Below are 12,687 nucleotides of genomic sequence, written 5' to 3'. Positions count from 1 at the left end.
TTACGTTTGAAAAACGAGAAATAGTGGGAATCAATGTGAGTTTTACTCAACATAGGTTTTATTATTCAATGAGATTCTCCAGATGTGATGATTAACTTACAATGAACTGCAGAATATCTGTCCGACAAGCGTCTACAGAGGCGAGCAAACATGAGATTAGAGAGTGCGTCAGTTTTAGAAGAACTCCGGACCAGGCTAAGACCCGCATCGGTCGCGCAGGTCGGTGGGTTCCGGCCGCCTGAAGATCCCATTACGTCATGGTTTCTGAAGGGCGTTTCTCGCGCAGATGAAGGATTACCCACCTGGAAGGGCAAACCCATGTTTCCACTTCTTCAGATCAGGGTCGACGAGCTTCCTGTTATTCCTGACCAGTTGAAGGGCATAGCCCTTCTGGTGTTGTTTCACAATGTGGAACAACATCCCTTTGACGAACCGCACGGTGAAGGATGGTTAATTCGCGAGTATGCCAGCCTCGAAGGGCTTCAGCCATTGCCTGAATTGGACACGCCGTATCGGCCGTTTCCAGTTCAATGGCTGAGTGTCATTGACGATGCTCCAGGATGGGAAGATGCCTGGGATATTATTGATCTCTCTTGCGTAAATGATGATGAGCAGGCCAGTGATAGTTTTTTTGAAGATTTCAATCGCTACAGGGGAACCAAGGTAGGGGGATTTCCGACTGAGATACAACACGGTGTGGGAATCGAAGAGTTTGTTTTTCAGGTTGGGTCAGAAGAAAAAGTAAACTGGATGTGGGCGGATAACGGTATCGGTTACTTTCACCGGTCATCAGAAGGGGAATGGCGGTTTTCATGTCAGTTCTACTGATGAGCTTCCTGCCGGGGGATTGACCACTCGCCCGGCAGTGATTTGTTTCACAAATCCCATCGCGCCTCGACCGTTCAGGATGGTATAACGTCCTGCGGCAACCGGGTTGCCGCAGACAGCCCACATACCTAAAGGTGTATATGAAACAGATTACTTTCAGTGACCTGCAGCAGCAAAGCGAGCAGGCCGCACATTCTCCTCGCTTACGCGCGCACCGTAATTTACACCCTGACCTGAGCGACCCGGTGCAGCGCCTGGCCATTGCAATGGAACCCGGTACCTATGTCCGCCCCCACCGCCATCCGCACACGTTTGAACTGCTGACGGCGCTGAGCGGCCGCTTTCTGGTGCTGAATTTTGACGACAGCGGCAACGTGACCCGGCGCGTGGTGTTAGGCGAAGAGTGTAAAGTCCTCGAGATGGATGCCGGAACCTGGCATGCCGTGCTGTCGCTGGATAGAGGCGGCGTCATTTTTGAGGTTAAACACGGGGCGTATCAGCCCGTGCCCGAGCATGATACCGCCCCATGGTCACCGGCAGAAAACGAGCCCGGCACCGAGAAGCTGATGCAATGGTACGCTCAGGCACAGGTGGGTGACGGTGGTTTTACCCTGTAATTATTCTCTTATGTGCCCGGCGCGCGGAAAGGCGAGCCGGGTAAAGAGATAAGCGCTCAACTGAGTCCACTCACCGTACTAAAAAGCCAGTCACGAGCAGTCGACAGCGTCACAAACGGGCCTGCCAGCGTGCTGTTGTGATGGGCAATAATGTCGCTGGCGGATAAACAGTCATTATCCATTGTGGTATGCGCATCTGAAATTAATACCGTCCTGAAACACAGCTCCGGTGCGGCCCGGCAGGTCGTATCGACGCAAAACTCTGTTTTCATCCCGGCAATGACCAGCTGTTTGATGCCTCTCTGATTAAGTTCACGCAGCAATTTGGTATCCCGAAAACAGCTGGGATAGCGCTTGGTGAAAACAACGTCCTGCTCCTTCACGTCCAGTTCAGGTATCAGCTGTGTTAACGGCCCCTTTTCTGAGAAGGGGGAGTCGTCCGGCCCAATATGGCGGGCAAAAAAGACGGGCACCTGCGCGTCTCGGGCGTTGGCGATTAACAAGCGGATATTGGCCAGAACGGCATCGGCGGAGCGAGGGGAAACAGGGCCCCGAAAGAGGCCCTGCTGCATGTCGATAATCAAGAGAGCATTGTCAGATGAAACCATTTTCTTTCTCCATTCAGAGGGTGGTGAACGGAGAGAGATTTCCCCGTCCATGCCGGCGGGGATTGAGGTTCTGTTTGTCAGTCGTTTGCTACAGATACACTCACGCCGCCGAAGGGTCCGGTGGTGGTGAGGGTGGTTGTTGGCTGAACTGACTTAACCATGTAGTGACCTTTGTTATTAATTTCGCGATTGGCGAAAAAGTACATTCAGTTATAGCGCAGGTGAAATATGCGCTTCAACACACCAACTTAAGTAGGTGTGCCGTAAGCGTTGCACATTTTTTTGGGGTAGAAGACCCTGATTATCCAAGATTCTCGAGCCCCTTCAGAAAATCCTCAACCTGCTCGGGCGTCGCCGTGTCTGCCTGGTAAAGGATATCGAGCTTAACGTTCTTCAACCCGCAGAAGCCAAATACCCCTTCGATTATCTGTGTCTGAATCGCCGTCGAGTAGCCGTGTTTATCAAATCCGGTGAGATCGCTCCCGCCAGTGGCAATCAGGCGGACGGGAACATCCCGTAAGTTGCCCACAATCCGGCCGTCGTCGGCCACCTTATACGCCCAGTTCAGGGTTAACACGCGATCGAACCAGCCTTTCAACAGCGCGGGAACCGACCACCAGTACACCGGGAAGACGAATACCAGCATATCCGCGCGCTCGACGCGCTGCTGCTCGCGCAGAATATCGTCGGGGAGGGCGCTCGGATCGCCGTGATACAAATCGAGATCGGCGCGGGTCATCGACGGATTAAACCCTTCAGCATGCAGATCGGCGATCTCAACCTGCGTACCTTCCTCGCGTAATTTCCCGGCAATACGAGCTGCAAGCGTATGGGATAACGAATTGTCGATCGGGTGTGCCGTCACGATCAGCGCGTTTTTAATGGCATGTGTTGCAGACATAGCGACCTCCAGATGGGGGAGAAGTGACGCCTATATTACTATTGGTAACTTAGGTGTCAATCCGCCCCCGGCGATCATTTTGTGCTATTCGCGTAGGTCTCCAGCACCCCGGTCATGGCGCCGCAGAGCATATCTTCTGCCACATTTCGGGCGAGCACGCCGTTGCCCGCCGCGGTGCTGAGCGCCTCCGCCGCGCCAATGATGGCCGTCAGTACCGCTTCTCCCTGAACGCCTTTTAAGACGATAAAAGGCGAAAGCGCGGTGCGCAGGCAGTCGGCACATTCGGCCACGCACGCTTCCCGAAACGTCTGCAGCGCGCGAGAACCGGACAGCGCCGCGGCGATTGGCCCGGTTTCAGGTCCGGCGGCAATCGCACAGTCGATATAGGCCGCGCTGAAAAAGCGGATCGTCTTCTCCAGCGTTTTGCTGTCCACCGCCAGCGTCTCGCGGAATTTTGCCAGCTGCCGATCGCTATAGTCCTGGTACAGCGCCATCAATAGCCCTTCACGATCGCCAAAGTGGTCGTAGGGGATGGGCTTGGTCACGTTAGCCCGTTCTGCCAGATAGCCAAGGGTCAACGCCTCCGTGCCTTGCTGACGCACGATCCCTCGCGCAACCTCCAGCAGCTGCACGCGGCGGTCCTCTTTTCTTAAGCGCTTAACAACCATGCTTGCCTCAGGTCAGTTATCTACTGATGGTAGTTTACACGTTTTCCGTGGCAGGCTGCACGCGTTGTTCAACCGGGCGGATCCGGAACCAGATCGCATACATCGCGGGCAGGAAGACGAGCGTAATGATCGTCCCGCCCAGCGTTCCGCCGATCAGCGTCCAGGCCAGCGTGCCCCAGAACACCGAATGCGTCAGGGGAATGAACGCCAGCACGGCCGCCATGGCGGTGAGTAAGACCGGCCGCGCTCGCTGGACCGTCGCCTCGACCACCGCCTGGAACGGATCGAGGCCGTCCTTCTGGTTATGATCGATTTGACCGATCAGGATCAGCGTATTGCGCATCAGAATGCCAGAAAGGGCGATCAGGCCGACCAGCGCGTTGATGCCAAACGGCTGATTAAATATCAGCAGGGTCGGCACGACGCCAATCAGCCCCAGCGGCGCGGTTAAGAACACCATGACCATCGCGGAGAGTGAGCGCACCTGCAAAATGATGATCAGCAGCGTCAGGGCAATCATGATCGGGAACAGCGGTAACATGGCCTGCGTGGCTTTGCCCGACTCCTCAATCGACCCCGCCATGTCAATGCGGTAGCCGGCCGGCAGCGAATCAACGATCGGCTGGAGCTCTTTCATGATGGCGACCGACACGTCCGGCGGCTGAAGATTGTCGGCGATATCGCCCCGTACGGTAATCGTGGGGGTGCGATCGCGGCGGCGCAGGATCGGGTCTTCCATGCCGACCTCTATCTTGCCAATTTGAGACAGCGGCACGCGCTGTCCCGCATTGCCGACCAGGGTAAAGCCTTCGATTTTTGCCGGGTCAAGGCGGATATCTCCCGCCGCGCGTGCAACGACGTCTACCGATCGAATATCTTCCCGCACGGAGGTGACAGGCACGCCGGAGAGCAGGAACTGAAGCTGCCCGGCAACGGCGCTGGAGGTTAAGCCGGTCGCCTGCAGGCGGTTCTGATCGAGAGTGAAATGGAGCACCGGAACGCGCGAGCCCCAGTCGGTGTTAACGGTTCGCATCATCGGGCTTGCCTGAAGCACGGCTTTCACCCGTTCGGCGATGTCCTGCACCTGTTTGACGTCCGGCCCCGACACGCGCCAGGCAACCGGGAAAGGCGAGTAGGGGCCAAACACCAGCTGCGTCACCCGCACGCGGGCTTCGGGCGCAAGGCCGCTGGCGACGGCCTCCCTGAGCCTGAACTTGAGCGCCTCGCGTGACGTCTCGCTGTCCGTCAGGATCACGATTTTCGCAAAAGAGGGATCGGGCAGCTCGGGGGCCATTGCCAGATAGAAACGGGGCGAGCCCTGACCAATATAGGCCGTGACGATTTTGGCTTCCGGCTGCTTGCCCAGCCACGCTTCTATTTTTGCGGTAGCGGCGCTGGTTTGTGCAATCGAGGTGCCATAGGGCATCTGCACTTCAACCAGCACTTCCGGGCGATCGGAGGTCGGGAAGAACTGTTTTTTTACCAGCCCCATGCCGAGCACGGCCAGAATGAAAATGGCGACCACGGACCCGGCCACGCGCCACTTTCTGGCGATAACGCGGCCAAGCAGCTGGCGAAAGCGGTTATAGCGAGGCGTGTTATAGATGGCGGCATGGCCCCCTTCCACTTTGGGGATCGCCGGCAGGATCTTCACCCCCAGATATGGCGTGAACACCACCGCCACAAACCATGAGGCAATCAGGGCGAGGCCGACAATCCAGAACATATTGCTGGTGTATTCCCCGGCGGTCGACTGGGCAAACCCATTCGGCATAAAGCCAATCGCCGTCACCAGGGTACCGGCCAGCATCGGCGCGGCGGTGTGGCTCCAGGCGTAGGCCGAGGCTTTGATTCTGTCGTAACCTTCCTCCATCTTCACCACCATCATTTCGATGGCGATAATGGCATCGTCAACCAGCAGGCCGAGGGCGAGGATCAGGGAGCCCAGCGTGACGCGGTCAAAGTTTATTCCCGCGGCCTCCATCACCACGAAGACGACCGCCAGGGTCAGCGGCACCGCCGCCGCAACCACCACCCCCACGCGCCAGCCCATGCTGACAAAACAGACCACCATGACCACAAGCAGGGCGACGAAGAATTTGATCATAAACTCATCGACCGAGGAGCGGATATTCACGGACTGGTCGGTGACTTTGGTCAGGGTCATGCCAAGCGGCAGGCTATCGTTGATTTTCGCCGTCTCCGCATCCAGCGCTTTACCCAGCGCCAGGCCGTTCCAGCCCTCACGCATGACAACGCCCAGCAGCAGGGCGGGTTCATGCTGATTGCGTATCAGCATCGTCGGGGGATCTTCATAGCCTCGTTCAACCGTTGCCACGTCCGACAGCGTGAGCGTTTTGCCCTGGGCGACTAAAGGCGTATCGCGGATTTTCTGCAGTTCATCGAACGCGCCGTCCAGGCGGATAAAAATCTGCGCGCCCCGGGTCTCAATGGCACCCGCCGCGGCCAGGGCGTTCTGACTATTGAGGGCATTGAAAATATCCTGCGGTGAGAGGCCCATCGTCGCCAGACGGTCATGGGAAAAGGCGATATAAATCCGCTCGGCCTGTTCGCCGATAATGTTCACTTTTTTCACCCCGGGAACGTGCAGAAGCTGCTGGCGCAGGCCTTCGGCATCGCGTACCAGCTGCCGCTGCGGTTCGCCTTTTGCTTTCAGGGCAAAGAGGGCAAAGGTGACATCCGAGAATTCATCATTGATCATCGGGCCAATGACGCCCGCCGGGAGACGCTGGGATTCATCCCCAAGCTTTTTACGCGCCTGATAGAACTCCTCCTGCACTTCGGCTGGCGGGGTCTTGTCCTGCAACGATAGCGTGATAAATGCCATGCCGGGACGGGTATAGGTTTCGGTACGGTCATACCATTTGAGTTCCTGCAGGCGCTTTTCCAGCGGCTCCGCGACCTGATCCTGGATCTCCTGCGCGGTCGCACCCGGCCAGACGGCAATCGCCGTCATCTGCTTCACGGTGAAGGGCGGATCTTCCGCGCGCCCGAGCCCAAAAAAGGCGTAAATACCGGCAATCGTCACCAGAACGATCAGAAACAGCGTGACGGAACGCTCGCGGACGGCCAGCGCTGACAGGTTGAAGCGGCTTTGGCTCATGGCGCGTTCTCCGCCGGAGCGGCATGGCGCTGTTCTGCCAGCCTGACAACGTCACCTTCGTGCAGAAGATGGGCGCCTAACGCAACAATCTTCTCACCGGGCTTCACGCCGCCCGTGACCTGGACCGCATCTTCGCCCACGCTCAGCACCTTAACCGGCGTCCATGTGACCTTTGCCGGCTGGGCGGAAATGCGCCAGACGCCGGGCCCTTTACCCGCATCGTAGAGTGAGGCCAGCGGGACCTGCATGGCCTGACCTTCCGCTTTCGGGTCTTCAAGGCTGAGCGTGACGGTTGCCCCCAGCGGCGCGTTCGCCAGCTGGCCTACCAGCACGTAGCGTGCTTCATACGTCCGGGTTGCGGCATCCGCGGAATCAGACAGCAGGCGCAACGTGGCGGTGACCGGGTGCTGTTCACGGCCATAAAGCGTGGCCCGTGCTTCGCTGCCGACGGCAGGGCGCAGCGTCTCCGGAAGCTGCACGAGCGCTTCGCGCTGTCCCGCTCTGGCAAGGCGGAGCGCCACCTGTCCGGCGCTGACCACCTGACCGGGTTCGGCAAGCGTCTCCATCACCACGCCGTCTGAATCCGCCAGCAGGACGGCATAGCCCGTGGCGTTTTGCGCCACGTTGGCCTGCGCCCGGGCGGCGCTGAGATCCGCCCTGGCCGTATCGGCCGCCGCTTTAATCTGATCGTACTCCGCGGCGGACACCGCGCCGGACGCCACCAGACCGCGATAACGCGCCTCATCGCTGGTGGCTTTTCTCGCCCGCGCCTGGGCAGCATCCACCGCGCGCTGCTGCGCCTGAGCCTGTAATTTCAGGTCAACCGGATCCAGACGCAGTAAGGGCTGGCCCTGTTTGACGGTCTGCCCGGTATCCACCAGGCGTTCGAGGATTTTACCCTGAACCCTGAAGCCCAGGTCGCTTTGCGTTCTTGCCACCACCACGCCCGTAAAGGTGCGAGCGGCTGGATTCGCCCTCTCGACGGAGGCGGATCTGACAAGCGGTGGCCTGGTGCGCGGATCGTCACTCGCGGAAATATCGCCGCATGCCGCGAGGGCAAACGGCAGAAGACATATGGCAAGGCGGGCTGAAGTGAGCCTGAGCATGGGAAACCCTTTTGAAGTAACAGGACAGTTTCCGCATTCTGTGATTAGTGACCAATAAAGTCAATGGTCACTAATCAGGGGGCCAGGCTTCTTAAAATCAGTGAGGAGAGAAGTACCGCCGCCGTTGGGGCAGTTTCAAGGTTGTACTGCAGCTGAACGGGGTTAATGTAAGGGCACATCACCATGTAAACGGCACAGGTGACCTCGTCCAGCGGCGTCTTCCTTTCGAACTCTCCAGCCTGTCTGCCTTCGATAATGATGCTCTCAATCAGCTTCAGGAGGCTTTCGGTATACCTTTCCGTCGAAGGCCACTTCTCCCGTGACGCGACGGCGGCGATGTCGTAGAGCTTGCGATCGTGGAAAAACAGCTCGCTGCCGGCCTCGGTGAGCGACTTAAAAAGACGGCGGAGTTTTTCGCTGGCTGACGGCGCATCCTCAATGGCGGAAAGCACGGCCGCCATGATCAGCTCCAGGCGGTTAGCGCAGATCACTTCGCCGATAGCCTGCTTGGAATCGAAGAACTTATAAATGTAGGATTTTGAAAAACCGATAGATTTCGCCAGCTCGGCGACGGTGGTTTTTTCATAGCCGTAATGACCGAAGTGCTCAAAGGCCGCTTCGACGATTTGCTCTCTGACAGAATGGTCAAGTGGACCACGTATTGATGGGGCGTTCATAGTTTTAGTCATTATGTAAGCTTAGCGTGACGAGCCAGGGTTGGCAACGAGTGACCATTTTGTACTTTGGTTACTGTTGTGCTGTCTTACGTCGTGAAGACGGGACAATCGGCCAGGTGGAGTAAGTGTATCACTGTTTTTTACGTTAATGTTTTTTAAGCCAGTCGAGAAAAAACTGGCTAAACGCCGTAACCTGAAGCGGCTGCAGCTTGCGCTGCGGGTAAACAAGCTGCAGCCCGACATCTTTGCGATCGTAGCGGCTAAAGCCGGTGAAGCTGTCGGCAAACAGCACCGTGAGTCTTCCGGCGTCAACGTCGTCTTTGACGTCCCACCACGATTTCCCGGCGATGCCCGCTCCGCCCAGGGCCCACTGACGAAGCAATGCCCCGTCGTCGCACACCATGGCGGGCTCGACGCGAACAACGCTTTCCTCTCCCTCATGTTCAAAGCGCCATTCGTTCATCACCACGCCCTGAGACTCCAGCGCCAGGCACCGGTGCCGGGCTAGATCGGCAAACGTGCCGGGGATACCGTGGTCGTTAAGATACGCCCCGGAGGCAACCAGCACCCGACGGTTCGGGCGGATGTTTCTGACGACAAGGCTGCTGTCCGGCAAATTGCCGAAGCGCACGCTCATATCCAGCCGGTTAGCGACCAGATCCTCAACGTGTTCTTTTAGCGAGATGTAAAATTTGACGGCAGGATGGTGACGCGAAAATTCAATGACGGCGGGGCTGAGATACTGTCTGCCAAAGTCCGAGGGCGCGGAAAGGCGAATATTGCCGCTGAGCACGCCCTCTTTTTGCGTCAGCAGCGACTCGGCGTGCTGCACCTCTTCCAGCACGCGCAGCGCGGCGTGATAAAACTCTTCGCCTGCGCGGGTCAGTGTGAGGGATCGCGTTGAGCGATGAAACAGGCGCGCCTGGTAACGCTCCTCAATCGCCTTCAGCCTGGCGGTCATCGTGGCAGGAGAAAGCGACAGGCGACGTCCGGCGGCGGAAAGACTCCCGGCCTCGGCAACTGCCACCAGTAAGGCCATGTCTTCGAGTTTACCCATTATTCATTTTTTCCGAAAAGTGCATCTATTTTTAGCGTAATTATCAAAATCAGATGCCGACTGTAAAGTGATTTCATCCAAACCATAAGGGATGAAAACATGAAACCTACCTCACTCTTTGAACGTTACAGGCTGGGTCAGTTAGAGCTGAAAAATCGTATCGTCATGGCACCGATGACCCGCGCGCGCTCCCTTCAGCCGGGCAACATTCCCTCCGCGCTGATGGCCGAGTATTACCGGCAGCGGGCCAGCGCGTGGTTAATCATCACCGAAGCCACGCAAATCTCGCCTCAGGGTCAGGGATACTCCTGGACGCCCGGCATCCATTCGCCGGAGCAGGTTTCAGGATGGCAGCTCACCACAGGCGCCGTGCATCAGGCGGGCGGGGTCATTTTTTCTCAGCTCTGGCACGTTGGGCGAATGTCGCACGCCAGTTTTCACCAGGACGGTCAGCCCGTCGCCCCGTCAGCGCTGGCTCCGGACGCGCAGGTGTGGGTGGTGAATGAGCGTGGGGAAGGCCAGATGGTTGACTGCCCGCAGCCGAGAACGCTCTCACGCAAGGACATTCAGAACATCGTCGCGGACTATCGCCAGGCCGCTTTGAATGCCGTTCAGGCCGGGTTTGATGGCGTGGAGGTCCACGGCGGAAACGGCTATCTGATCGACCAGTTCCTGCGCCAAACCTCCAACAAACGCACGGACGAGTACGGCGGTACGGTGGCTAACCGGATCCGCTTCGCCCAGGACGTGTTAAGCGCGATTGCCGAGGCGATTGGTCACGAACGTACGGGCATTCGTCTTTCGCCGTTTATTACCCAGCGCGGGATGAACGACCCGCAGGTCTCTGAAGCCATACTCGCGCTTGCGGCCTGGTGCGAACAAAAGGGGATTGCGTTTATCCACCTGGCGGAAGCCGACTGGGACGACGCGCCGCAGATTCCTGCGCATTTCCGTCAATCGCTTCGCGAGACCTTCAGCGGCACCCTGATCGTCGCGGGCAACTATGACCTTGCCAAAGCCAAAGAAATTCTGGCGGCGGGCTATGCCGATTTGATTGCCTTCGGACGACCGTTTATTGCCAACCCGGATTTGCCTCACCGGCTGGCGCACCGCTTGCCGCTGGCCCAGGTGCGCGACCCCGCCACGCTGTTTGGCGGCACCGCCACGGGCTATACCGATTACTCAACGTACACCCAGCAGGAGGAAATATTATGACCCGTAAAACCTTAATTATCGGCGGCGCTTCCGGCATCGGTTTCGCCGTGGGCACCCTGCTTGCCAGGCGCGGCGAGGAGATTATGCTTGCGGGACGCGATAGCGCGAAACTGGACGCGGCACGGCAACGACTGGGCGCTCATGCCGCGTCTGTTAGCACTCTCGTGCTCGATATCAGCCGTGAGGAAGAGCTTGTTGCGCTCAGTGAAACGCTGGGCGAGGTCAATAATATTGTCGTCACGGCGGGTTCACAGGCGCCGGGCGGGCTGCTTTCCGGACTGGATCTCCGTGCGGCAAGACAGGCCTTTGATACAAAATTCTGGGGAAGCCTGAATGTCGCCCGCTATCTCAGCGGGAACATCGCTCCCCGCGGGACGCTGACCTTCACCAGCGGGTTTGTGGCGCGCCGCACCGTGGCGGGCGCCATCGTAAAAACAACGATGAATGCCGCCATTGAGGCCGCGACAAAGGTGCTGGCGAAAGAGCTTTCCCCGCTGCGCGTCAACGTCGTGAGTCCGGGGCTGACCGACACGGAAGCGTATGCGGGGATGGACGCCGCCGCGCGGGAAAAAATGCTCGCAGGCGCGGCGGAAACCCTGCCAGCCAAAGCCTGGGGTAGGGCGCAGGACATCGCACAAGGGTATCTTTTCGCCATGGACAACCCCTTTGTCACCGGGTCGGTCATTGATATTGAGGGCGGGGCGTTAATTAACTGACCCCTCATTAATGTGATCCGCAGGGCATCGTCTGCGGGTAACGTAACACTCTGTAGAGAGACATCATGAAATATACAACGTGCTTTCGTCCCGCTATCGCGGCGCTTATTTTTGCTGGTCTGTCGGGCAATGCTATTTCCGCGCAGGGGGAAAGGGTACAGCCGAAACAGCTGATTGTGGACAAGAGCCTGCCCCTGGTGCAATTAAAGACGAATGAAGCCGTTGCCAGAGAATATGCCACGTTCTGGAACACCGGTAATGAAACTCTGGCGCGTGATGCCCTGGCGGCAAACTTTGTTGATAAAACACCGCCGGAAGGCCGTAAGCAGGGGCCAGAAGGCGCTATTTTAGCCTCGCGGGCGTTTCGCACGGCCGTGCCCGATTTGCGCTGCGACGTTGAGCAGATGATTATTTCAGGCGACCGCGTGGTCTCACATTTACATTTTTACGGCACATTCACCGGGACATTTGGCAGGCTGAAAGGAAAGGGGCAGAAAATAGATTTTATTGCCACGGATATCTATGCAATCCGTGACGGTAAAATTGCAGCGAACTGGCATATTGAGGACAACCTGACGCTGATGAAACAGCTGGGCGCGCTGTAAATCACATCACTCCGGGAAGCCGGAGTGATGCGTTGAGCCTATAACCCCAGATCGCTCAGCGAGGTGTGATCGTCCGGGCGTCTGCCCAGCGGCCAGTGGAACAGTCGCTCGGATTCTTTTATCGGCATATCGTTAACGCAGGCAAAGCGGCGCTTCATCAAGCCGTCCGGTGCGAACTCCCAGTTTTCGTTGCCGTACGAGCGGAACCAGTTTCCTGAATCATCATGCCATTCATAGGCATAGCGGACCGCGATGCGGTTATCCGTAAAGGCCCACAGCTCTTTAATCAGACGATAATCCAGCTCTTTTTTCCATTTCCGCGCCAGGAACGCCTGCGCTTCCTCCCTGTTGGTGGCGAATTCTGCACGGTTGCGCCATTGGGTATCCAGCGTATAGGCCAGCGCAACTTTCGCCGGATCGCGGCTGTTCCAGCCATCTTCTGCCAGCCTGACTTTTTCAATAGCGCTTTCACGTGTGAAGGGCGGTAAGGGAGGACGTGTGTTCATGGCGATTACCTCGTTATGTGATTATGTAGACAGGTCTGTCTACTTGCGCTAATCTATGC

General features: G+C 57.7%; 13 protein-coding genes. 5 read left to right on the top strand and 8 right to left on the bottom strand.

The features are described 5' to 3' along the window. The first annotated feature begins 150 nt into the window (after nt 1–150). Together ACOTXI_RS09155 and ACOTXI_RS09150 are read left to right on the top strand one after the other, a co-directional pair. Entirely contained in the window at nt 151–828 is a 678-nt protein-coding gene (locus ACOTXI_RS09155) for a DUF1963 domain-containing protein (RefSeq protein WP_045353922.1), read from the top strand. 140 nt (nt 829–968) lie between these two features. Further along, entirely contained in the window at nt 969–1,445 is a 477-nt protein-coding gene (locus ACOTXI_RS09150; RefSeq protein WP_041910151.1) for a WbuC family cupin fold metalloprotein, read from the top strand. A 56-nt stretch (nt 1,446–1,501) separates the two neighbouring features. Here the strand turns inward: ACOTXI_RS09150 and ACOTXI_RS09145 are convergent, their stop codons facing one another. The 7 genes from ACOTXI_RS09145 to ACOTXI_RS09115 all read right to left on the bottom strand — a co-directional run bounded on the left by ACOTXI_RS09145 (nt 1,502) and on the right by ACOTXI_RS09115 (nt 9,586). Beyond that, entirely contained in the window at nt 1,502–2,053 is a 552-nt protein-coding gene (locus tag ACOTXI_RS09145) for a cysteine hydrolase family protein (RefSeq protein WP_058653770.1), read from the bottom strand. Between the two features lie 301 nt (nt 2,054–2,354). After that, nucleotides 2,355–2,954, bottom strand: a complete 600-nt coding sequence (locus tag ACOTXI_RS09140; RefSeq protein WP_045372813.1) for an NAD(P)H-dependent oxidoreductase — start codon at nt 2,952–2,954, stop codon at nt 2,355–2,357. 74 nt (nt 2,955–3,028) lie between these two features. Next, nucleotides 3,029–3,622, bottom strand: coding sequence for a TetR/AcrR family transcriptional regulator (locus ACOTXI_RS09135; protein WP_008502347.1), 594 nt, complete (start codon nt 3,620–3,622; stop codon nt 3,029–3,031). A 34-nt stretch (nt 3,623–3,656) separates the two neighbouring features. Further along, nucleotides 3,657–6,746, bottom strand: coding sequence for an efflux RND transporter permease subunit (locus ACOTXI_RS09130; RefSeq protein WP_087855469.1), 3,090 nt, complete (start codon nt 6,744–6,746; stop codon nt 3,657–3,659). Further along, nucleotides 6,743–7,852: an efflux RND transporter periplasmic adaptor subunit gene (locus ACOTXI_RS09125; protein ID WP_103786769.1), complete on the bottom strand. Its 1,110-nt coding sequence runs from the start codon at nt 7,850–7,852 to the stop codon at nt 6,743–6,745. Before ACOTXI_RS09125 ends, ACOTXI_RS09130 begins: the two co-directional genes overlap by 4 nt. Nucleotides 7,853–7,926: 74 nt before the next feature. Further along, nucleotides 7,927–8,541 (bottom strand): TetR/AcrR family transcriptional regulator, encoded by a 615-nt coding sequence (locus ACOTXI_RS09120; protein ID WP_031275020.1) that lies wholly within the window; start codon nt 8,539–8,541, stop codon nt 7,927–7,929. A gap of 133 nt (nt 8,542–8,674) precedes the next feature. Beyond that, the gene (locus ACOTXI_RS09115) at nt 8,675–9,586 is read right to left on the bottom strand and encodes a LysR family transcriptional regulator (RefSeq protein WP_058653767.1); all 912 of its coding nucleotides are present in this window, start codon (nt 9,584–9,586) and stop codon (nt 8,675–8,677) included. Between the two features lie 99 nt (nt 9,587–9,685). Between ACOTXI_RS09115 and ACOTXI_RS09110 the strand changes: the two genes are divergently transcribed. The 3 genes from ACOTXI_RS09110 to ACOTXI_RS09100 all read left to right on the top strand — a co-directional run bounded on the left by ACOTXI_RS09110 (nt 9,686) and on the right by ACOTXI_RS09100 (nt 12,122). Then, nucleotides 9,686–10,801 carry an alkene reductase gene (locus ACOTXI_RS09110; protein ID WP_103786768.1) on the top strand — a complete coding sequence of 372 codons (1,116 nt, stop codon included), beginning with the start codon at nt 9,686–9,688 and terminating at the stop codon, nt 10,799–10,801. Beyond that, nucleotides 10,798–11,517 (top strand): SDR family oxidoreductase, encoded by a 720-nt coding sequence (locus ACOTXI_RS09105; RefSeq protein ID WP_058653765.1) that lies wholly within the window; start codon nt 10,798–10,800, stop codon nt 11,515–11,517. The genes ACOTXI_RS09110 and ACOTXI_RS09105 overlap by 4 nt, the downstream gene beginning before the upstream one ends. 65 nt (nt 11,518–11,582) lie before the next feature. Continuing rightward, on the top strand, nt 11,583–12,122 hold the full coding sequence (locus tag ACOTXI_RS09100; protein ID WP_058653764.1) for an ester cyclase: 540 nt from the start codon (nt 11,583–11,585) through the stop codon (nt 12,120–12,122). A gap of 38 nt (nt 12,123–12,160) precedes the next feature. On the opposite strand, the gene ACOTXI_RS09095 is transcribed toward ACOTXI_RS09100, so the two are convergent. Continuing rightward, nucleotides 12,161–12,628, bottom strand: coding sequence for a DUF1348 family protein (locus tag ACOTXI_RS09095; RefSeq protein WP_058653763.1), 468 nt, complete (start codon nt 12,626–12,628; stop codon nt 12,161–12,163). Nucleotides 12,629–12,687: the final 59 nt, after the last annotated feature.

It is taken from the genome of Enterobacter cloacae complex sp. BZL2005 (assembly GCF_049238885.1).
GTDB classification, from domain to species: domain Bacteria; phylum Pseudomonadota; class Gammaproteobacteria; order Enterobacterales; family Enterobacteriaceae; genus Enterobacter; species Enterobacter roggenkampii.
The sequence above is the reverse complement of the archived record's forward strand: the minus strand, read 5'-3'. Positions and strand labels throughout refer to the sequence as shown.